The sequence below is a fragment of the Herbiconiux gentiana genome (assembly GCF_024978135.1).
In the GTDB taxonomy this organism is placed as follows: domain Bacteria; phylum Actinomycetota; class Actinomycetes; order Actinomycetales; family Microbacteriaceae; genus Herbiconiux; species Herbiconiux gentiana.
This window is the reverse complement of the sequence record NZ_JANTEZ010000001.1, coordinates 374463-396235: the sequence shown is the minus strand read 5'-3', so window position 1 is coordinate 396235 and position 21773 is coordinate 374463. Positions and strand designations below refer to the sequence as shown.

The window sequence follows — 21773 nt, the reverse complement described above, 5'->3', positions numbered from 1 at the left end:
GAGGTCATGACCTCCGCCGTGCGCACCGCGCCGCTCGTCGACATCCGGCGCATCTACGCCGAGCCGGCCGCGCTCGAGCTCCCGCGCGGTCGCGACGTGGTCGACCGGTGGCCGGGTGCCGAGATCGTGCCGGTCGCCTCGCACTGGCAGATCCCCGAGGTGCACGGCGATGAGGCGAACGTCGCCCGCTGGGTGCGCATCAAGACCGAGGCGCTCGTGCTCGGTGTCAAGAAGTCGCTCACCACGCGGCCGAACGGCCGCTCGGCCGACTTCATCGCGCCGTCGACCGCGAACGGCTGCGCCATGGCGTGCGCGTACTGCTACGTGCCGCGCCGCAAGGGCTACAGCAACCCCGTCACGGTGTTCGCCAACATCGAGCAGATCACGGCCCACGTGGCCCGGCACATCCATAAACAGGGTGCGAAGACAGAACCGAACCAGTGCGACCCCGAGGCGTGGGTCTACGACATCGGCGAGAACAGCGACTGCTCGGCCGATGCGCTGCTGTCCGAGAACGTGCGCGAGCTCTGCGAGCTGTTCCGCATGTCGCCCACGGCGAAGGCCTCGTTCGCCACCAAGTACGTCAACCGCGAGCTGCTGGAGTGGGACCCGATGGGCCGCACGCGCATCCGCTTCTCGGTCATGCCCGACGAGACGGCGAAGGTCACCGACATCCGCACCACCCCGGTCGCCGAGCGCATCGCCGCGGTGAACGACTTCGTCGACGCCGGCTTCGAGGTGCACCTGAACTTCTCCCCGGTCATCCTCACCCCCACCTGGCAGGCCGACTGGGGCGCCCTGCTCGAGCGCATCGACGACACGCTGCACGAGCGGGCGAAGGCGCAGCTCGCGGCCGAGGTCATCCTGCTCACCCACAACGAGCGGCTGCACGAGGTGAACCTCGGCTGGCACCCGAAGGCCGAGCAGCTGCTCTGGCGCCCTGAGCTGCAGGAGCAGAAGCTCTCCGAGAACGGCGCCGTGAACGTGCGCTACCGCCGCGGGCTGAAGGCCGACGCCGTGGCCCGGTTCCGGGCGCTCGTCGCTGAGAAGCTCCCGTCCTGCCGCATCCGGTACGCGTTCTGATGGCGGGCGACGAGGGGCGGGCCGGCGGGCGCACCCGCTGGGTGTTCGCCGGGCAGCTGGGGCCGCTGTTCGACGACGGCGGGCCGATGATGATCGTCGAGGCCCGGTCGGTGTTCGGGCGCCGCCCGATGCACCGGGCCAAGGCGCACCTGCTGCTCTCGGCGATGCGCCACCGCGCGGCCGAGCTCGGCGACCGCGTGGAGTACCACCGGGTCGAGCGCTACTCGGAGGTGGTCGACGGCCGCGACGACCTCGAGGTCATCGACCCCACGAGCTGGGCCGTCCGCCGCTTCGTGCGCCGCCGCGGCGTCGTGGTGCTGCCGAGCCGCGGCTTCGTCACCTCCGAGGCCGACTTCGCCGACTGGGCGGCCACCCGTCAGGGCAAGCGGCTGCTGATGGAGGACTTCTACCGCACCGTGCGCGAGCGCACCGGCCTGCTGATGCGCGGCGACCAGCCCGAGGGCGGCCGCTTCAACTACGACCACGACAACCGCACCCCGCCGCCGAAGAACGCCGCCCGCCTGGGCCTGCCCGACCCGTGGTGGCCTGAGGAGGACGAGATCGACCAGGAGGTGCGCGCCGACCTCGACGCCTGGCAGCGCGACGGTCACGTCACCCTGGTGGGTGACGACGGGCCCCGCCGGTTCGCCGCCACCCACGCCGAGGCCGAGCGGGCGCTTGCCGACTTCGTCGAGTCGCGACTGAACGACTTCGGCCCGTTCGAAGACGCCATGCTCGACGGGGACTGGACGATGGCGCACTCCCTGCTGAGCGCACCGATGAACCTCGGCCTGCTCGACCCGCGGCACGTGGTCGAGACCGTCGTCGCCGAGTACCACGCCGGCAATGCGCCGCTCGCGAGCGTCGAGGGCTTCACCCGCCAGATCGTCGGCTGGCGCGACTACGTCTGGCACCTCTACTGGCACCTGGGCGAGGGCTACCGCACCGGCAGCAACGCTCTGGGGGCGCACGAGCCGCTGCCGCAGGCCTTCCGCGAGCTCGACCCGGCCGCCGTCGAGGCGAACTGCTTGCACGAGACCATCGACGGCATGCGCCGGCACGGCTGGGCGCACCACATCCAGCGGCTGATGGTGCTCGGCAACTGGGCGCTCCAGCACGGCTACGACCCGGTGGCGCTGAACGACTGGTTCGTCGACATGTTCGTCGACGGCACGCCCTGGGTGATGCCGGCCAATGTCATCGGCATGTCGCAGCACGCCGACGGCGGCATCGTCGCCACCAAGCCCTACGCCTCGGGCGGCGCCTACATCAACAAGATGTCCGACTACTGCGGCGGCTGCGTCTTCGACCCGAAGGTGCGGCTCGGTGAGAACGCCTGCCCGTTCACGGCCGGGTACTGGGCGTTCCTCGACCGGGTCGAGCCGCGGCTGCAGCGCAACCACCGCATGGCGCAGCCGCTCGCCGGGCTGCGCCGGCTCGCCGACCGCGACGCCGTGGTCGACCAGGAGCGGCACCGCGAGCGGTGGTGACCTGAGGCCGGTAGCCTCGGCTCACAGTGCGACGGAGCACGATCGAAGGAGATGCCCGCATGACCTGGCCCACCGGCGAGATGCCCGTGCTCGAACTGACCCCGGGTCGGGTGACGCCCGGCACCGCTCCCGTGCCGCCCGAACGTCCCGGTGAGGTGCTCGTCGAAGTCGCGTTCCTCGGCATCTGCGGCACCGACCTCGACCTGCTGCGGCGCGAGAGCTACTTCATCCGCGAAGGGCTCGCCGCCTACCCGCTGATCTTCGGCCACGAGTTCACCGGCACCGTGGTGGCCGTCGCCGACGGGGTGGAGACCGTGGCTCCCGGCGACCGGGTCGTCGGCCAGACCGTCGTCGTCTGCGGGGCCTGCGGCCCGTGCCAGGCCGGGTTCCGCGACGGCTGCGAGCACCGTCAGGAGGTGGGGCTGGTGGGCCGGCAGGGTGCGGCGGCGCGGTACGTCTCGATGCCGTCCACCTCGGTCACGCGGCTGCCCCAGGGAGCGTCGCTCGCGGAGGCGGTGCTGATCGAGCCCGGGGTCACGGCGGTGAACGCGGTCGTCACCACGGGCATCCGCTTCGACGACCGGGTGGCGGTGCTCGGCACCGGAACGCTCGGCCTGCTGACCCTGGCGGTGGCCCGCCGCATCACCCCGCACGTCGACGCGATCGGCTCGAGCGACGCCGGGCTCGAGCTCGCCCTCGAGCTCGGCGCCGAACGGGCGCTGCGGGCCGATGCGGTTGTCGCCGGCGACTACACCGTCGCCATCGAGGCGGCCGGCCGGGCGAGCGGGGTGGGGATGCTCGGCACCATCCTCCGGCCGGGCGGTCGGGCGGCTCTCGTCGGTGTCGTGGCCGGCGGGGTGCCCGACTTCGATCCCGCACCGTTCACCATGAAGGGTCTCACCCTGCACGGCATCTTCCACGGCCTCGACCACTACGGGCGGATGGCCGAGCTGATCGCCGCGCCCGGCTTCCCGGCGGCGCAGCTGGTCGACCGGGTGGTGCCCTGGCACGAGGCGGAGGCGGCCTTCGCCGCGCTGACGTCGGGGGAGCGGCGGCGACCCAAGGTGCTGCTCGACCTCACGACGATGCGCTGAGGCGGGCTCGCTGACGACGCCTACCGCCTACTCCTCGATGGCGCCGCCGAGTCTGCGCAGGTGCTGCCGGAAGGTGATCCCCGTGCGGGAGCGCTCGTCGAGATAGGCGCCGAAGCGGGTCTGCTCGCGCAGGGACGTGCCCGCGCGCATCCGCTCGGCCTGGGCCCGCTCGGTGTCACGGACGCCCGCCGCAACCGTCGCGACCTCGGCGGCGCCCGATCTCGGCACCAGCACGACCCCGTCGTCGTCGGCCAGCACGAGATCGTCGCCGGTGACCAGGTGCTCGCCGAGGCGGGCCGACTCGAGGGCCTCCGGATGCTGTGGATCGAGCCGCAGTGGCCCCGTCGGCAGGCTGCCGGCGCTGAACACGGGCAGGCCGATCTCGCGCAGCTCGGCGCTGTCGCGGTGCAGGCCCCAGATCACGATCGCCGCGAGACCGGCCTCGGCCACCTCGAGCGCCATCAGGTCGCCGACGCACGCCTCGTCGTCGCGCCCGCCGTTGTCGACCACGAGCACCTCGCCGGGCCCCGCGCGCTCCAGCGCCTCGAGGAACACATCGACGCTGCCCGAGTGCCGCACGGGCCGGGCCGGGCCCACGACGCGGTGCCCGAGCACGAGCGGCCGGATGCTCGGCGGCGCACACCGCACGGGCGACCCCACCCGCACGAGCGCGTCGGCGACGTGCGCGGTGCTCAGCCCGTCGAAGGCGTCGACGCCGGGCAGGGTTCGTCTCTGGACACCACCCGCACCGAGGTCTACCCTGGGGCTGCTCGACCCCCTGCACCGCCGCCTCTCGTGCTCGTCCCCTCGAATCCTCTCCGCTCGGCATGACGGAAGGTCCTCATGCGCCGCGTCCGGTCCGTTCTCGTCGCCGTGGTCGTCATCGGCCTGCTGAGCGCCTGCATCGGCTCGCCGCCGACGCCCCGGGCGTCCGACGCCGACGCCGACGCTGGTGCCTCCGGGATCGCCCTCACCCGCGACCAGCTGGAGGACGCCGGGCTCGCGCTGGTCGACGACGAGACGGTCGCGGTCGAGGCGTCCGCCGCCCTGACGCTCACGGCGATCCAGGCCGAGCGGATGATCACCGAGGCGTCCCTCGGCGCGGGCGTGTCGGGTGCCGAGCTCGACGCGCTCGTGCCGGCCGAGCCGGGCTACCCGAGCGCGAGCTACCTGCTGGCGGCGTGGATCAGCAGCGCGGAGCTGCCGGGCGAGCATCCGGGAGCCGAGCTCGTGCGACCGCTCTACGACGACCCGGAGGGCATCGACTGGACGCACCCGCAGTCGATCGTGTTCCCGATGGTCGTGGTCGCGCTGTTCGTGCAGGACTTCCTGACGGCCGCCGCCGAGGACGGGTCGTTCGGCGAGGAGGCGACGACGCCGGGGGCCTCGGCCGGGGAGCGCGGGCCGGCGTCGGCCGTCACGGCCGCCCTGCAGCGCGCGCCGGCGCCGGCGGCGGTGACGGCCGGAGTGCTCGACGCCCCCTGCAGCACCCTCACCGGCTTCCTCTCCTCGGCGGTGCAGAAGGTCTTCGACGTGCTCAGGGTCGTTCCGCAGGCGATCTCGGGCATCGAGGAGCTCGGGCCGTTCGGGCTGCTCGCCGGCGCCGTGATCGGGGGCGCGATCGATCTGGCCCAAGGCGTGGTCAGCGGCCTGATCTCCTCGGTGACCGCACCGGCCCTGAACGTGCTGCGCGTGGCGCTCACCGGGCTCGGCGTCGCGTCGGAGGTGCTGAGCTTCTTCACCGGCCAGCGCCTCACCGTCACGGCGGCGCCCGCCGACCACACCGCGTTCGCGATCGACCCGGCCGCCGACGTGACGGGCACCTTCCGGGCCGAGGCGAACAAGCTCTCCGACGACTGGCCGAAAGCGCTCGTCGACTGCGCGACCGCGAGCGGTGCCGAGATCCCGCCGCTGATCCGGGCCGGTGACCCCGCCGACTGGACGCTGACGAGCGGCGACGGCCTGATCGTCCTGGACTCCGCCTCGTCCCGAGTCGCCGACGACCGTTCCGTCTCGATGGGCTTCACGACCGGCCGGGAGGACGCCGAGACCGCGAAGGGGCCAGAGATCACGCGCATCGCCCGGGTGAGCGTGACGGTGCCCCGGCAGGAGGTCGGCGAGTTCCTCGACTTCGCCGCGCGGCAGGTGGAGACGCTGAAGGGGGAGATCCTCGCGAAGCTGCCCGGCCTCCTCCAGGAGCCGGCGGCCACCGTGCTGAACGCGGTGATCGATCCGATCGTCGCGACCATCCGCGCCGAGGTCACCGAGGTGACGGGCGGTATCGGCATGCTGAACCTGGCCGGCGACGGCTTCGTCTGGGTGACCTACCACGAGCCGAAGCAGCCCGACCCGGCGCCCTCGGCCGATCCCGAGCCGCTGCCCGAGGAGGAGGGCGACTTCTGCACCCAGTTCTCCGAGCAGGCCGGTATCGCGGCGGCCGCCCTGCCCGGTGCCGCCGACCCGTTCAGCTGGGCGGCGGCGTTCGCGGCCGGGCTGCACGGCATCACGGCGACGCCGCCCGCCGACCTCGCCGCCGACTTCTCGACGGTGCTGGCCTTCTACGACCTCGCGGGCACGATCAGCTTCGAGAACGCGCAGCCGCTCGCCGACTTCGTGGCCGCCAACGACATCGACGGTGCGCGCGTGCGCCTCTGGACGGCGTGCGGCGCACCCCAGATCGACGGCGGACTCTGACCGAAGCAGCGACGAGCCCGGCCCGAGTGATCAGGAATCGAGAAGCGGCAGCGCCGGTGCACCGCTAGCGTGGGGCCACGACCAGGAAAGGCGGTGCGCGATGAGCGCAGCAGGGGGATCGGACGGCGGCTTCTCGGCCGAGGAGCGCGCCGCGATGAAGAGCCGGGCCGCGGAGCTGCGGGCCGAGGCCAAGAGCGGGAAGGCCGCCGAGAAGGCCGCCGCCGATGCCGCAGCGGTCGAGGGCAGGATCGCCGAGATGCCTGCCCCCGACCGGGCGATGGCCGAACGCCTGCACGCCCTCGTGGCCGAGGCCGCCCCGGCGCTGCAGCCGAAGCTGTACTACGGGCAGCCCGGGTGGGCGAGCGCGGGCAAGGTCGTCGTTTTCTTCCGCAGCGGCCTGATGGACAAGGCCCGCTACTCGACCCTCGGCTTCAGCGAGAACTCCGCGCTCGGCGACCCCGCGGGGTTCTGGCCCACCTCCTATGCGCTGGAGCGGCTCGACGAGGAGGCGGCCGCGCGCATCCGTGAGCTGATCGTGACGGCGGCGGGCTGACCCCGGGTGGAGGGCTGCCCTACCCTGGAGGTCACCGTCGCAGGGTGCGACGGGTCGGATGACAGGGGGACAGCATGGCGCACCGGATCTTCACGACGCCGGTCGCGGCCGTCTATCCGCACTACGTCGCCAAGGCCGAGCGCACGGGGCACGACAAGGCGGAGGTCGACGAGGTGATCCGCTGGCTCACCGGGTACGACCAGAACGGGATCGACCGCGCCCTCGCCGAGCAGACCGATTTCGAGACGTTCTTCGCCGAGGCGCCCGCGATGAATCCGAACGCCCCGCTCATCACCGGGCTGATCTGCGGTATCCGGGTCGAGCAGATCGACGACCCGCTCATGCAGCGCATCCGCTGGCTGGACAAGCTGGTCGACGAGGTCGCCCGGGGCAAGAAGATGACCTCGATCCTCCGGGGCTGACCGCATGACCCCGCCGTTCCCTCCCACCCGCCCCGCGCGCCGTCCTCCGCCCGGGTGGCCGTTCTGGCTCGCCTTCGTGCTTCTCCTCGTGCCCGGTCTGATCGCCCTCTCCGCGCTCGGCGGCGCGCAGGACGCCGCGGCCGAGCGCCTCGCCCAGCAGCGCGACGTCGTCGACCGCAGCGCCGTGCTCACCGGTTCCCTCGTCGACGTCGAGACGAACTCGGGCCTGCCGGTGAACACGGGCCTCTACGAGGTGGTGGTTCCGGATGCCCGGGGCGGCGCCGGCACGACCGTGACCCTCGGCGGCGACGAGCACTGGGGCTTCCCGCCCGACCCGGAGCACCCGGCCCGCCTCGACTTCCTCGTGGTGCAGGGCGACCCGCCCGTCGCGATCGCGCACGGGCCGGTCGGCTCGGTCGCACCCGTCACACCTGCCACGGTGGCCGACGCCGAGCAGGGCGTCAGCACCACCCGCACCGTCTGGATCGTGGCCGTCGTGGTCTTCTGGACGGCCTTCGTGACGCTGCCCGCCCTGGCGATCGTGTTCAGCGTGCGCCGACGTCGCACCCGCCTCGCCGTACGCCGGATGCCCGCGCCCCGCCTCTGACGGTCGGGCCCCCTGGGGGTCGGGTCGACCGGGTCGGTCGGCTCAGTCGGCTCAGTCGGCTCAGTCGGCTCAGTCGGCCCAGCCGAGGTCGCGCAGCCACGCGGCCGCCTCGTCGGTCCAGCGCGCGGGCAGGCCGGAGCCCTCGGCGAGCCCGAGGCCGTGGCGCCCCGAGGGGTAGACGTGCACGGCGTGCGGCACGCCGGCCGTCGCGAGCGAGCGCGCCAGGTCGTACACGGGTCGCACGTCGACCGTCTCGTCGTCGGCGGTGTGCCAGACGAACACCGGCGGCGAGTCGGGGGTGACGAGCAGTTCGAGCGAGGTGGCCCGGCGCAGCTCGTCCGACGGCCGGGCGCCGAGCAGGATGTCGCGCGAGCCGCTGTGGCTCGGCGTGACCATCGAGACGACGGGGTAGCAGAGCACCGCGAGGTCGGCGACGCCTCCTGGCTCGCCCTCCTCGGGCGCCAGGGCGGCGAGCCCCGCGGCGTGGCCGCCGGCGCTGAAACCGAGCACTCCGACGCGCTCCGCCCCGGCGGCGCGCACCCGCCTGATCTCGGCGCGCACCGCCTCCAGGGGCACCGGATGCTCGGTCAGCAGCGGGTACCGGAAGACGCTCGCCGCGACCCCCACGCCGCGCAGCCACTCGGCCACGGGCTCCGCCTCGTGGTCGGCGAGCATGCGGTAGCCGCCTCCGGGCAGCACGACGATGTGGTTCTGGGGCATCCGATCACGCTAGCCGACCGGGGGTGCCGCGCGCGCCTCGGGTGTGCTTCACTGTGACGAGTCGACGATGACCCCTGTTCGAGGGTCGCGTCGTGGGTGGGACGTCGGTCATCGAAGGGGATGCACGGTGACAGCTTCAGCGACAGGTGGGCCGGGACGGGCCGGCCTCCTCGACTTCATCCGCCGCGCGGAGCGCACGACCCGGCGCGCGATCGCCGATCACACGGGTCTCTCGCGCAGCGTGGTCGCCCAGACGGTGGCGGAGCTGATCGAGCTCGGCGTGGTCGTCGAGCGCCGGCTCGAGGCGGGTCGGGCCTCGGGGCGGGGCCGGCCGACCGCCGTGCTGGAGCTCGCCCGGCAGCCCGGGGTCGTGCTGGCGTGCGACATCGGCCACCGCCACGTCACCGTCGCCGTGTCCGAGCTCGCGGGCGGGGTGCTCGCCGAGTCCAGCGTCGAGCTCGCGGTCGACGACGGCGTGGCGCCCACCGTGCGCGCCCTGCACCGGCTGATCGCGCGCATGCTGCCGGCGGCCGGGGCGCGGATGGCCGACGTGGCGGCCCTCGGCGTGTCGTTCCCGTTCCCGGTGCTGCGACCGAGCGGGGCCGTGCGCGCGCCGTCCGCTCTGCCGGGGTGGAGCGGCGCGACCGCCGAGGCCGTGCGTCCTCCGGGGTTCTCGGGGCCGATCGTCGCCGACAACGATGCCAACTTCGGGGCGTGGGGCGAGCGGATGCACGGCGGCACGGCCCTCGACGACATGCTCTACGTCAAGCTCGGCGACGGCATCGGCGCGGGGCTCGTGGCGGGTGGCCGACTGCTGGCCGGCGCCCGCGGGGCCGGTGGCGAGATGGGCCACATCCAGGTGGAGCCCGGAGGTCTGCTCTGCCGCTGCGGCGGTCACGGCTGCCTGGAGACCGTGGTTGCGGCGAGTCTGCCCGACGAGCACCTCGCCGGGCTCCGGGTCGGGCGCGCGATCGCGCAGCTGTGCTCCTTCGTCGACACCTCCGTGGTGGTGCTGGGGGGCCGTTTCGGTGCGGCCGGCGGAGCACTGGTCGACGGGGTGCGCGAGGCCGTGGCGCGGTTCTCGCCGGCGGGGGAGTCGCGGGTCGAGGTGCGGGTGGCGGCCCTCGGCGCCCGGGCCGAGCTGGCGGGCATCGTCGACCGCACGGTGTCGGCGGCCTGGGCATCCGGAATCGCGATGCCAGGCTCTGGCTCGCCGTCATCGGTGCACCCGTTCGTTCTTTCGTCCTGGGACCGGACGAATTCACCGGCTGTACTGGAGCATCCGCTCCGTGACGAACGGGTGTCGTAGGTCTCGAAGGAGTGACAGTGCCCGCAACCGGCCAGAGGTCCGCCGTTGTCCCCGAATCCCGACGTCGGCCCTCGTGGCCCCGGCCCGGCCGCCGGCACCTCGCGGCCGCGCTGATCACGGCGCTCGTCGGCGCCGGGCTCGTCGCCGGAGGTGGAGCCGCCGCCGGAGCGGCGGAGCCCGACCTCGCCCGCTCGGGCACGACCACCGCCTCGGCGTCGCAGAACGACCAGGACGGGAACTTCCCCGCCTCGAACGCCACCGACGGCGACGATTCCACCCGGTGGGCGAGCGGCAACGGCCCCGACGAGGACACCACCTTCACCGCGAGCCTGACGAGCGACCTCGGCTCGGTGGCGACCGTCAGCGGCGTCTCGATCACCTGGGAGGCCGCCTTCGCGGCCGCCTACGACGTGCAGGTCGCGACGTCCGCGCCGGAGGACGAGGCGAGCTGGAGCACCGCCGCCTCGGAGACCGCGGGCGCCGGCGGCACCGAGGAGATCGTCTTCGACGCTCCCGCCCAGGCCCGCTACGTGCGACTCGCGATGCTGAAGCGCACCGCCGCCACCTGGGAGGCGCCGGTGCTGCACTGGTACGGCTACTCCGTCTACACCTTCGCGGTGCACGGCACGGCGGCCGTGCCGTCGGCCGGCTTCGACCGCCAGGCCGTCGACGTGGGCGCGGGCTCCGACGCCGTCGTCGACGTGACGCTGAACAGCCCGGCCGAGAGCGACCAGACCGTGCGGGTCACCAGCACCGACGGCAGCGCGGTGGCCGGCACCGACTTCACGGCCGTCGACCAGACGCTCACCATCCCGGCCGGGGACAGCACGGTGGCGGTCACCGTGCCGACGGTGTCCCACGGTGCACTGACGCCGGTGCGCACCTTCACGCTCGCCCTGTCGGAGCCGTCGGACGGGGTCACGATCGGCTCGCGGGACACCGTCGTGGTGAGCATCCGCCCCACCGGTGAGTTGCCGAACGACGGCCCCCGCACCGTGCTGCACGACTTCGGGTCGGGGGTTCCCGCCGGCTTCACCACCTGGGCCAGCACCGACGCCGTGAAGCCGGTGCTCAGCACCACGGGCGACGCGACGGTTCCCGGGGCGGCCCCCGACAACCAGGTGCTCGTGGCGACGGTGTCGGGCGAGCCCACGGCGTCGGACTGGTTCGGCTTCACGAACGACACCGCGGCCACCGACTGGTCGGCCGCCGACGGCTTCGGCTTCTGGTTCCTCGGCACCGGCAGCGGCCGCACCCTGGGCTACGAGGTCAAGTCCGACGGCCGCCTCTTCGACCGCACCGTCGTCGACGACAGCACCGGCTGGCGCTGGATCGGCGTGCTCTTCACGGAGCTCAGGGTCAAGGGCTCTCCCGACGACCCGGCCCGCTTCGACCCCTCCGCCTCGACCGGTTTCGCGGTGACACTCACCGGTCTCGGTGCGGGCACGTGGACCTTCGACGACATCGCCCTCTTCGAGCGCGTCACGACCCTCGAGGACTTCCAGAGCGACGTGCCGCTCGGCACCTCGACGAACCCCGTGGGCTTCTTCACCTGGGGCTCCGCGGAGGGGCTCGTCAGCCTGGACGTGACCGCGCAGGAGCGCGGTGACGTGCCCGACAACCGGGTGCTCTCGGGTGACTACCTGATCCCGTCCGGTGGTTACGCCGGGTTCAGCGACAACCTCGCCTCCTCGCAGGACTGGAGCAGCTACCGCGGCATCCGCTTCTGGTGGTACGCCTCGCAGGCCTCGAACCCGGCCTCGCCGACCGCCGGCGACGACATCAAGGTCGAGCTGAAGGACGGCGGCCCCGACGGCGAGCACTCCGAGCTCTGGACCGCCACCTTCAAGGACAACTGGGGCAGCTCGACGAGCCGCTGGAAGCTCGTGGAGCTGCCGTTCAGCGCGTTCTCCATCGGCTCCTACCAGCCGGGCAGCGCCGAGACGCAGAACGGGTCGCTCGACCTGACGAGCGCCTGGGGCTTCGCCGTGACGTTCACGCCGGGCAAGCCGACGAGCACCGGCTGGGCGGTCGACGACGTACAGCTCTACGGCACTCCGGAGCAGGCGGCGAACCTCACCGTCGGAACGTCGGAGTCCGTGTACCTGCTGAACCCCGGCGACACCGCCGAGGTCGGGGTGACCGTCTCGACCTCGAACGGCGAACCACTGGACGCGGCGGTGCAGGTGGACTACAGCCCGGGTACCGGAACGGCCGAGATCGGGACGCACGTCGCGACCTTCGGCGGGACCCTCGAGTTCCCGGCCGGGACCGCCTCGGGTGAGACGAGGAGCTTCGAGGTGACGGCGCTGGCCGCCGGTGCCTCGGGCGACCAGGCCCGCTCGGTGCCGGTGGTGCTCGACGCCGACGGCGCCCAGCTGCCCCCCGAGGCCCCGAAGGTGGTGGTGAACGCCTACGGCCTGCCCTACCTCGACGAGTCCCTGCCGACGGCCACCCGCGTCGACGACCTGATGGGCCGGATGAGCCTCGCGGAGAAGGTCGGCCAGATGGCCCAGGCCGAGCGGCTCGGACTCACCTCGCCGAACCAGATCGCCGACCTCGGGCTCGGCTCGATCCTCTCGGGCGGCGGTTCGACACCGGCCGAGAACACCCCGGAGGCGTGGGCCGACATGGTCGACGGCTTCCAGGCCCAGGCGCTCTCGACGGCGCTCCAGATCCCGCTGCTCTACGGCGCCGACGCCGTGCACGGGCACAGCAACGTGCTCGACGCGACGATCTTCCCGCACAACATCGGGCTCGGCGCCACCCGCGACCCCGCCCTGGTGCAGACCCTGGCCGAGGACACCGCGATCGAGACGAAGACCACGGGCGTCAACTGGGCGTTCGCGCCCTGCCTGTGCGTCACCCGCGACGAGCGCTGGGGCCGCAGCTACGAGTCGTTCGGTGAGGACCCGGCGCTGGTGACGGCGTTCTCGGAGGCCGGCATCGTGGGCCTCCAGGGCGAGGACCCGGGCGACAAGTCGGCCGCCGACGAGGTGCTCGCGACCGCGAAGCACTGGGTCGGCGACGGCGGCACCGAGTACGACGCCTCGAAGGCCGGCAACGGCTATCCGATCGACCAGGGCCTGACGGTCTCGCCCTCGCTCGAGGACTTCATGACGACGCACGTCGACCCCTACCTTCCGGCGATCGCCGCCGGGGTCGGCAGCATCATGCCGTCGTACTCGGGGGTCGACATCGCCGGGTCGGGCGACATCCGGATGCACGAGAACACCGCCCTCAACACGACCCTCCTGAAGGGCGAGCTCGGTTTCGACGGCTTCCTGATCAGCGACTGGGAGGGCATCGACAAGCTGCCGGGCGGGACCTACGCCGAGAAGGTCGTGCGGTCGGTCAACTCCGGGCTCGACATGGCGATGGCGCCGTACAACTTCGGCGCCTTCATCACCAGCGTCACCGACGCGGTGACCACGTCGCACACCATCGAGCAGAGCCGGGTCGATGACGCCGTGCGCCGCATCCTGACGCAGAAGTTCGAGCTGGGGCTGTTCGAGAACCCGTTCTCCGACCGGAGCCTGGCCGACGCCTTCGGCGGGGCCGACCACCGGGCCGACGCCCGGCAGGCGGCCGCCGAGTCGCAGGTGCTGCTGAAGAACGACGACGTGCTCCCGCTGCCGAAGGACGCCTCGCTCTACGTCGCCGGCTCGAACGCCGACGACCTGGGCAACCAGATGGGCGGCTGGACGATCTCGTGGCAGGGCGGCTCAGGCCCGACGGCGACGAGCGGGACGAGCATCCTCGAGGGCCTTCGCGAGGTGGCCCCGGATGCGGCGGTCACCTTCTCGGAGGACGCCTCGGCCCCGATGGCCGGCAGCGACGTCGGCGTGGTGGTCGTGGGCGAGACGCCCTACGCCGAGGGCCAGGGCGACGTCGGCAACAACGGGCACAGCCTCTCGCTGACCGAGGCCGACCGCACGAGCATCGACCGCGTCTGCGCCGCGATGGACTGCGTTGTGCTCGTGGTCGCCGGCCGCACCCAGCTCGTCACCGACCAGCTCGGCGAGATCGACGGCCTGGTGGCGTCGTTCCTGCCGGGCAGCGAGGGAGCCGGCGTCGCCGACACGCTCTTCGGCGACGTGCCCTTCACCGGGCGGCTGCCGCTGAGCTGGCCCGCGAGCGCCGAGCAGGTTCCGATCAACGTGGGCGACGACGGGTACCAGCCGCTGTACGCCTACGGCTGGGGTGAGCGAACGGATGCTCCGCGGGAGCGTCTGGCCGGGCTGGCCGCCTCGCTGCCCGCCGACTCCGCCTCCCGGGCCGCCGTCGAGGCGCTGGTCGCCCTGCCGGTGTGGACCGACCAGGGTGCGGTGACCGACTCCGACGAGGCGCGTGCCGCGGTGGCGCAGGGCGCTGCCGAAGCGGCGGCGACCCTGAGCGGTACGGCGGCCTTCACCGCCGCCGATCCGGTGGTGTCGGTGGTGCGCGACCTCGCGCAGGCCGCGATCGTGGCCGGACGGGCCGCGACGGGTGACGCCTCGGCCGCGGTGACGGCCGATGCCGAGCACGTGCTGATGAGCGGCGACCCGGTTCAGGCGGTGACGCTGCTGGCGTCGGTGTTCGGGGCGACCGTCGTCGACCCGGGCGAGGGCCCGGGCGAGGAGCCGGGCACGCCCGACCCGGGCACCGGTCCCGGCACCGACCCCGGCCAGGGCACCGACCCCGGCCCCGGAGCGGGCGGGCCCGGCACCGGACCCGGCGACGGCTCGGCCCCCGGTGGCGGCCTGGCCTCGACCGGCAGCCAGGCGGCCGCCGTCATCCTGGCCGCGCTGCTCGCCCTGGGGGCCGGAGTGGGACTGCTGCTGACGCGACGCCGGCGCCTGGCCGGCGGCCCCCGGGCGCCGCGCGGCTAGCGGCCCTCGGGCGCCGCGCGGCTAGCGGCCCTCGGGCGCCACGTCGATGAGCACCTTGCCCACGACGCCGTTCTCCACGGCGTCGTGGGCGTCGGCGGTGCGCTCCAGCGGGAAGCGGGTGAGCGGGAGACCGTTCTCCTCGCCCACTCCGAGCGCACCGTCGGCCAGCGCGGCGGTGATGTCTTCCGCGGCGGCGGACAGGGCATCCTGACCCACCGTGTAGAGCAGCAGGAACTGGTAGCGCGCGTTGATGGCGAAGTGGCCGCGCACGTCGAGGGTCACCTCGTCGCCGCCGTCGTTCGCGTAGACCGCGATGCTGCCGTGGTTCGCCAGCACCTGGGCGTTCAGTGCGGCGTTGCGGGCGGGGGAGACCTCGACCACGAGGTCGACGCCGTCGGGTGCGGCCTCGCGGATGCGGTCGGCGGCGTCGTCGGTGCGGTAGTTCACCACGACGTCGGCCCCGGCGGCCGTGGCCAGCGCGGCCTTGGCGTCGGAGGAGATGGTGGTGATCACCGTGGCGCCGGCCCAGTGGGCGAGCTGGATGGCGGCATGGCCGACGGCACCGGCCCCGCCCGCGACCAGCACCGTGCGGCCGGTCAGCGCACCGGGTGCCAGGCGCGACGGACCGCCGTCGTGCACGGTGAGGGCGCGGTGGGCCGTCATCGCAGGCACGCCCATCGAGGCGCCGGCGTCGAACGAGGCGTTCTCGGGCAGCGGCACGACCCGCTCCACGGGCAGCACGGTGAACTCCTGCGCGGTGCCGCTCGACCGCTGGTAGGCCGAGAGGAAGGACCAGACCCGGTCGCCCGGCGCGAACGCCGTGACCCCGGGGCCGACCGCGTCGACGACGCCCGCTCCGTCCTGGTTCGGCGTCTGCAGAGCGGCGACGGCCGCGCCGCCTCCGCTGCGGTTCTTCCAATCGGTCGGGTTCACCGCCGACACCACGACCCGCACGCGCACCTCCCCAGGGCCGGGTTCGGGAACGGAGCGCTCCTCGAGGCGAAGGACGTCGGAGGGGCCGGTCTCGGAGTACACGATCGATCTCATGCCACCATCCAACCCCGCGACGGGGCCGGAGCATTCCCGCTCAGGCGGCCTGCAGCACCCGTTCGGCGGAGGCGGCGGCGCGGCTGCCCATCCGGCGCAGCTCCTCCGCGTCGCGGCCCATGCGCGAGAGCTGGATCAGCGCCTGCGAGAGCGCCACGATCTGGGCCGCCGAGAGCGCGAGCTCGGCGTCGTCGACGGAGGGCGGCGCCACCTCACCGAGCGCACGGGCAACCGACGCCCCCATGGCGTCGACGGTGCGGGAGCTGATGCGGGCGACGTCGGGGTCGGTGCCGAGCTCGGAGACGGTGTTGAGCATGAGGCAGCCGCGGCGATCCGGGTGCGACAGGCAGTCGTCGACGATCGCGTCGAAGTACGCGCCCACGGTGGTCTGCACGCCGTCGTAGGGCACCGTGAACACCGACTCGACCACTGCGGCCCGCTGCGCGCAGTAGCGGCGGTACGCGGCGAGGAAGAGCTCACGCTTGCTGCCGAAGGCCTGGTAGAGGCTGCCGTTGGCGACTCCCGAGGCCGCCGACACCTCGGCCAGCGACGTCGCCCGGTATCCCCGAACCCAGAACACCTCGATCGCGGCGTCGAGGAGCATCGCCTCGTCGAAGCTGCGCGAGCGTCCCATCCCTCCACGCTACCCGACCCGCCGTGCCACGATGGAGTGTGCACGGGACGGATCTCGGACGGCCGCGGAGGCGGAGACGGTGACGGGCGCGCCGCCGCCGGTGCCGCGTCCGGTGCCCAGCCGTCCTGGCCCCCTGCGGGCGGCGCTGCTGCTGATCGCGCTCTTCGCCCTCGCGCTCGGGGTGGTGCAGCTCGTGGTGGGAGCCGCTCCCGGCGTGCCGGGGTGGGTCGTGCCGGTGTTCACGCTCCTGTTCTGGACCTGGGCGGGCGCGGGCATAGCAGCCTGGTGGCGGCGCCCCACCGGGTTCTTCGGCGCCCTGCTGCTGATCGGTTCGCTGGCGATGGTCGCCGCGGGGGTCGGCAACCTCGGTCAGCCGCTGCTCGAGGCCGTCAGCGCCGTGTTCGGCACGACCATCCTCGCCGTCACCGTGCACCTTCTGCTCGCATTCCCGTCGGGTCGCCTGCGGGGGCGCCTCGCGGTCACCGCCGTCGTGCTCGGCTACGTCAACTCGATCGCGCTCCAGGCGCCGCAGTACATCCTCCCGCCCGACGAGGTCGCGCTGATCGACGCGGCCTTCACGGCTCAGCGACTGCTCGGCCTCGTGGTCGTCGTGATGGCGGCGGTGCTGCTGATCCGCCGGCTGCGATCGACCGACCCGCGGAACCGCCGGGTGCTCCTGCCGCTCTACCTCTACGGCATCCTCGCGGTGCTGCTCATCCCGGTCTCCGGCACCCTGCTGCCGCTGCTCGGGGCCGACGCCGTGGGTGTCGCCGCGGCCCAGCTCGCCATCACGGCGGGCATCCCGATCGCCTTCCTGACGGGCGTGCTCGCGGGCGGCTTCCCGCAGACGGTCGAGGCGGATGCGCTGAGCGCCTGGCTCGGCCTCGCCGACACCTCGCGGTCGGCGGTCGAGCAGGCTCTCGCGCGGGCCCTCGGCGACGACTCGCTGCGGGTGTCGTACTGGTCGGACGCCCACCAGGGCTTCGTCGACTCCGGCGGAACCGTGCTCGGCGCCGTCGCCGAGCACCGGTACCGGGAGGAGGTGCGGGTGCAGACGCGGCTGGTCGGCGCCATCGACTACGACGGGCGGATGATCGGCGAACCGGAGGCGGTGCGCCGCGCGGCCCGGGTGCTCGCCCTCGCTCTCGACCGCGAGCGGTTGACCGCCGCGCTGTCGGCGACGAACGCCGAGCTCGGGCGGTCCCGCGTGCGCCTGGTCGAGGCCGCCGACCGGGAGCGCGCACGGATCGCTCGCGACCTCCACGACGGGCTGCAGGTGCAGCTCGTGCTGCTCGCCCTCGAGGCGCAGCAGCTCGCGATCGCCGAGGGCACCCCCGCCGTGACCGCCGAGGCGGCCCTGACCCTGCGGCGGCGCATCGACGAGGCGGCGGCCGACCTCCGGCACCTCGTGCACGCGGTTCTCCCGTCGGCGCTGATCGAGCGGGGCCTCGCCGCCGCCGCGGAGGATCTCGTCGACCGCGTCGACATCCGGGCCACGCTGCACAGCGACGTCGACGACACCGCCCTGCCGCCCGCCACCGCCCGCACCGCCTACCTCATCGTCGCCGAGTCGCTGAGCAACGCCGTCAAGCACTCCGGCGCCGGGTCGGTCTCGGTGCGGCTGGTGCAGCGCGACGACCTGATCGAGATCGCCGTCGTCGACGACGGGATCGGGGGAGCGAGGGTCGAGGAGGGCGGCGGCCTGAAGGGTCTCGCCGACCGGGTGGACGCCCTGGGCGGGTCGTTCGAGGTCACCTCCGATCCCGGGTCGGGAACCCGGCTGCGAGCGGAGCTGCCGTGCGGGTCGTGATCGCCGAGGACGAACTGCTGCTCCGCGAGGGCCTGTCGCGGGTGCTGGAGGGCGACGGGATCGAGGTGCTCGCCGCGGTGGGTACGGCCGTCGAGCTCGAGGCCGACGTCGCCCAGCTGGCGCCCGACCTCGTGATCACCGACATCCGGATGCCGCCGACGCACACGGACGAGGGCCTGCAGGCGGCCGTGCGCATCCGCCGCCGCCACCCGGGCACGGCGGTGGTGGTGCTCTCGCAGCACGTGCAGCGCCGCTATGCGGACGAGCTCCTCGCGCCGGGGGAGGGCGGGGTGGGGTACCTGCTGAAGCAGCGCATCGCCGACATCGGCACCTTCACGGCCGATCTCCGGCGCGTGCGCGACGGCGGCACCGCCCTCGACCCGGAGGTGGTCGCGGTGCTGCTCACCCGTGCGGGAAAGGCGGGTGGGCCGGCACTCGGCGCGCTCACCCCGCGTCAGCTCGAGGTGCTCGGACTGATGGCCGAGGGCAGGAGCAACGCCCGCATCGCCGCGCGGCTCGGCCTGAGCGAGAAGGCGGTCGTGCAGCACACCTCCAGGATCTACGACGCCTTCGCCCTCCCGGTCGACCCCGACGACCACCGGCGCGTGCTGGCGGTCGTCCGCTTCCTCTCCGACGCGGGGGGCCGGCCGGGGGCTCAGTAGGCCTGCTGGATAGCCGCCGCGACCGCGCCGACGTCGTCATTGGCCTCGAAGACGCCGTCGAGCTCGTCGTAGAAGCCCTGGTTCACCATGACCGTGAACGCCAGATGCCGCCCGCCCTCGGTGTGCATCACCCCGCCGAGCGTCTTCGTCACCAGTCGGTAGCGACCGTTGAAGCTGTCGCCCGCGAGGAGCGTGCCCGTCTTGGCGAAGACCTTGCCGGCCGCCGGGCTGTCGACCTGGACGTCGGCGAGCGACCCGTCGACCCCGAGGATCGGCAGCGTCGCGCGCCAGCGCTCCGCGTCGGGTCGGTCGGCCATGATCGTCTGGATGTCGACGGCGTTCTTCGGCGTGATGAAGTTGCCCTCGAGCCCCGAGCCGTCGACGAGCGACGCACCGAGCGTGTCGAGGCCGGCCCCGGCCCAGATCTTCTGCGCCTCGGGCAATCCCGATTCGCAGCTCGGGTCGCCGACCGCGGCGGAGAGCAGGCAGATCAGCGTCTGGGCCCCCCGGTTGTAACTGATCTTCATCACGTAGGTCACCTCCTCGCCGAGCGGGAGCGATTCGAGCTCCGCCACCGCGGGCAGGGCGGTGACGGCCGCCTCATCCGGCAGCGAACCCGACGGGTTGACGGCGACGGGATCGGCGGAGACGGTGACGCCGGCGCGCTGCAGAGCCTCGATGAAGGCGGTGCGGGCGAAGGTGGCGGGGTCGTCGAACTCCCAGACCTTCAGCGACGGGGTGCTGTCGGCGGCGATGGTGCCGGCCATGACGATCGTCGTGGGGTCGGCCGGGTCGACCTTCGGGCCCTTCAGCGCGGCCTTCTCGCCGGCCGCGACCGTGGTCACCTCGTTGCGGATCGTCCACGGAGCCACGGCCGGGGTGAGCGCGACCGAGGCAGGGTCTCCGGCGGCGGCACCCGGGGTGACCAGGATGTCGAGGAGGTTCTGGTTCACGATGATGGGCGAGATCGGCTTGTCGGCCAGCTCGCCCTGGAAGAGTCGGTCATCGACCACGACGTCGCCGGTGACGGCCGTGATACCGGAGGCCCGCACCTGCGCGGCGAGGTCGTCCAACCCCGTCAACGGGTCCTCCGTGGTGAGGGTGGCCCCGGGGAGCGGGTTCGCGTCGTTGTGGTCGAGGTTGGTGTAGTCGACGGTGCCGCCGGGCTGCGTGCGGCCACCGAGGGTGAGGTCGCCCTGGCCGACGAGCACGAGGTCGCCGGTGAGGGTGCCCCCGGTGAGGGTGCCGTTCTGCTTCACCGGCGTGGTCACGGTGTGGTCGGGCCCCCACTTCACCCAGGCGGCACCGGCACTGTAGGTCTTCACGAACGAGCCGGGTTCGGCCATCGTGTCGCCGTCGTGGTCGATCAGCACCTCGCCCGAGTCGATGTCCTGCACCGAGACGAGCCAGCGGCCCTCGGCGTACTGGGGCTGCTGCATCACCTCGAGGGCGGCGGCCGGCAGGCCGGGCACCGAGCCGCTCGCGCTCGGCGACGGGGCGGCGGGGCCGCCCACGCAGGCGGTGGTCACCGAGGCGGTGGCGACCACCGCGAGCACGGCGGCCGAGCGCAGGGCGACGCGCCTCACGACGACACCCCGTTCGCGAGCACCTCGGCGAGCCGGCGGAACGTCTGGTCCGCGGGATGCGCGTCGGGGTTGTTCGACTCGTTCATGTAGACCACGATGCTCGCCCCGCTCTGCGGGTCGTGGAAGGTGGCCGCGGTGAAGCCGAGACCCTCGCCGTTGTGGCCCCACCAGCCGTCGGTCTCGCCGATGCCGAGGGCGTACAGGTCGTACGGCGGGCCGGCGTCGAGCGGGCCGCCCTCCTCGCGCGCCGACTGCGAGCCGGCCGACACCAGCGTGCCGTCGCCGAGGGTGTCGGCCCACACCCGCCCGTCGTCGAGCGTCGAGAACATCGATCCGGCGGCCTGCAGCACCGAGGAGTTCTCCTGCTGGGGCTCCGGCACACCGTCGTCGACGATGTAGCCGGTCGGGTGGGGGGCCGCCCAGGTCGTCGTGTCGACGATGTACTCCGTGCCGGTCTGACCGAGCGGGTCCAGGACGCGCTCCTGGAGCACCTCACTGAAGGGCTCGCCCGTGATCTTCTCGATCACCGCGCCCAGGAAGTTGATGTTGGAATTCGTGTAGACGCGGTCGGTGCCCGGAGCGGACCGGGCCGGCTGCCCGAGCGCGAACGAGTTCAGCTCGTCCAGCGTGAAGATGCGGGTCGGATCCTCGGCGAAGACGTCCTGGAACGCCTTGTTCGTGTAGTCGGCGTTGCCGCTGGTCATGCCGGCCAGTTGCCGCAGGGTGATCGTGTCGCCGTCGGTGACCCCGTCGAGGTACTGGTCGATCGTGTCGTCGAGGCTCGCCCGGCCCTCGTCGACCAGCTGCAGCAGCAGCGTGACGGTGTAGGACTTCGTCACGCTGCGGATGGGCCAGACCATGTCGGTCGAGACCGGGAGCTCCTTCTCCACGTCGGCGAGGCCCGTCGCCGAGGTCCAGGAGCCCTCGCCGGGCACCCAGACGCCGACCGCCGCGCCGGGCACCTCGTACTCGGCCATCGTGTCGTCGACGACCTTCTGCAGGGCGCTCTGCAGCTCTGCGGGGAGTTCTCCCTCCGGGGCCGCCGGCCGGGTGGCGACGGGGGAGGAGGCGCCGGACGGGGCGGCGTCGGTGCCGCCGGAGCCGCCGGAACCGCCGGAGGCGCAGCCGGCGAGCAGCAGGGCGGTGACGGCGACGACCGCCGCCCCGATCGGTCTGGTCTTCATGGGCGTC

General features: G+C 73.2%; 17 protein-coding genes. 11 read left to right on the top strand and 6 right to left on the bottom strand.

Going from position 1 to position 21773, the window contains the following annotated elements:
- Positions 1-6: 6 nt before the first annotated feature.
- From NVV95_RS01825 to NVV95_RS01815, 3 genes are read left to right on the top strand one after another with little or no spacing between them, the layout of a single operon-like run.
- Positions 7-1083 (top strand): spore photoproduct lyase family protein, encoded by a 1077-nt coding sequence (locus tag NVV95_RS01825; protein WP_259484829.1) that lies wholly within the window; start codon positions 7-9, stop codon positions 1081-1083.
- Entirely contained in the window at positions 1083-2573 is a 1491-nt protein-coding gene (locus tag NVV95_RS01820; protein WP_259484828.1) for a cryptochrome/photolyase family protein, read from the top strand. Before NVV95_RS01825 ends, NVV95_RS01820 begins: the two co-directional genes overlap by 1 nt.
- 59 nt (positions 2574-2632) lie before the next feature.
- Positions 2633-3667: a zinc-dependent alcohol dehydrogenase gene (locus tag NVV95_RS01815; RefSeq protein WP_259484827.1), complete on the top strand. Its 1035-nt coding sequence runs from the start codon at positions 2633-2635 to the stop codon at positions 3665-3667.
- A gap of 27 nt (positions 3668-3694) precedes the next feature.
- Here the strand turns inward: NVV95_RS01815 and NVV95_RS01810 are convergent, their stop codons facing one another.
- On the bottom strand, positions 3695-4363 hold the full coding sequence (locus NVV95_RS01810) for an RraA family protein (RefSeq protein WP_259485196.1): 669 nt from the start codon (positions 4361-4363) through the stop codon (positions 3695-3697).
- A gap of 147 nt (positions 4364-4510) precedes the next feature.
- Between NVV95_RS01810 and NVV95_RS01805 the strand changes: the two genes are divergently transcribed.
- The 4 genes from NVV95_RS01805 (at position 4511) to NVV95_RS01790 (ending at position 7943) form a co-directional block, all read left to right on the top strand.
- Positions 4511-6361, top strand: a complete 1851-nt coding sequence (locus NVV95_RS01805; protein ID WP_259485210.1) for a hypothetical protein — start codon at positions 4511-4513, stop codon at positions 6359-6361.
- A 100-nt stretch (positions 6362-6461) separates the two neighbouring features.
- On the top strand, positions 6462-6914 hold the full coding sequence (locus NVV95_RS01800; RefSeq protein WP_259484826.1) for a DUF1801 domain-containing protein: 453 nt from the start codon (positions 6462-6464) through the stop codon (positions 6912-6914).
- A gap of 74 nt (positions 6915-6988) precedes the next feature.
- Positions 6989-7336: a DUF2200 domain-containing protein gene (locus NVV95_RS01795; RefSeq protein WP_259484825.1), complete on the top strand. Its 348-nt coding sequence runs from the start codon at positions 6989-6991 to the stop codon at positions 7334-7336.
- 4 nt (positions 7337-7340) lie between these two features.
- Positions 7341-7943, top strand: coding sequence for a hypothetical protein (locus NVV95_RS01790; RefSeq protein WP_259484824.1), 603 nt, complete (start codon positions 7341-7343; stop codon positions 7941-7943).
- A 69-nt stretch (positions 7944-8012) separates the two neighbouring features.
- On the opposite strand, the gene NVV95_RS01785 is transcribed toward NVV95_RS01790, so the two are convergent.
- Positions 8013-8663: an alpha/beta hydrolase gene (locus NVV95_RS01785; protein WP_259484823.1), complete on the bottom strand. Its 651-nt coding sequence runs from the start codon at positions 8661-8663 to the stop codon at positions 8013-8015.
- A gap of 127 nt (positions 8664-8790) precedes the next feature.
- Between NVV95_RS01785 and NVV95_RS01780 the strand changes: the two genes are divergently transcribed.
- A complete protein-coding gene (locus NVV95_RS01780) occupies positions 8791-9972 on the top strand; it encodes an ROK family transcriptional regulator (RefSeq protein WP_259484822.1) in 1182 nt (393 codons plus the stop codon).
- Between the two features lie 17 nt (positions 9973-9989).
- Positions 9990-14843 (top strand): glycoside hydrolase family 3 N-terminal domain-containing protein, encoded by a 4854-nt coding sequence (locus NVV95_RS01775; RefSeq protein WP_259484821.1) that lies wholly within the window; start codon positions 9990-9992, stop codon positions 14841-14843.
- A gap of 21 nt (positions 14844-14864) precedes the next feature.
- Here NVV95_RS01775 and NVV95_RS01770 read toward each other — a convergent pair whose 3' ends face one another.
- Together NVV95_RS01770 and NVV95_RS01765 are read right to left on the bottom strand one after the other, a co-directional pair.
- A complete protein-coding gene (locus tag NVV95_RS01770; protein ID WP_259484820.1) occupies positions 14865-15890 on the bottom strand; it encodes an NADPH:quinone reductase in 1026 nt (341 codons plus the stop codon).
- Between the two features lie 40 nt (positions 15891-15930).
- Positions 15931-16524, bottom strand: coding sequence for a TetR/AcrR family transcriptional regulator (locus NVV95_RS01765; protein ID WP_259484819.1), 594 nt, complete (start codon positions 16522-16524; stop codon positions 15931-15933).
- Between the two features lie 79 nt (positions 16525-16603).
- Here NVV95_RS01765 and NVV95_RS01760 point away from each other — a divergent pair, with 79 nt between their 5' ends.
- Positions 16604-18334, top strand: a complete 1731-nt coding sequence (locus NVV95_RS01760) for a sensor histidine kinase (RefSeq protein WP_259484818.1) — start codon at positions 16604-16606, stop codon at positions 18332-18334.
- Entirely contained in the window at positions 18322-18996 is a 675-nt protein-coding gene (locus NVV95_RS01755) for a response regulator transcription factor (RefSeq protein ID WP_259484817.1), read from the top strand. Before NVV95_RS01760 ends, NVV95_RS01755 begins: the two co-directional genes overlap by 13 nt.
- On the opposite strand, the gene dacB is transcribed toward NVV95_RS01755, so the two are convergent.
- Together dacB and NVV95_RS01745 are read right to left on the bottom strand one after the other, a co-directional pair.
- A complete protein-coding gene (gene dacB / locus NVV95_RS01750; protein WP_259484816.1) occupies positions 18990-20582 on the bottom strand; it encodes a D-alanyl-D-alanine carboxypeptidase/D-alanyl-D-alanine endopeptidase in 1593 nt (530 codons plus the stop codon). The two genes, NVV95_RS01755 and dacB, sit on opposite strands and share 7 nt — an antisense overlap.
- Positions 20579-21766 (bottom strand): serine hydrolase domain-containing protein, encoded by a 1188-nt coding sequence (locus NVV95_RS01745; protein WP_259484815.1) that lies wholly within the window; start codon positions 21764-21766, stop codon positions 20579-20581. The genes dacB and NVV95_RS01745 overlap by 4 nt, the downstream gene beginning before the upstream one ends.
- Positions 21767-21773: the final 7 nt, after the last annotated feature.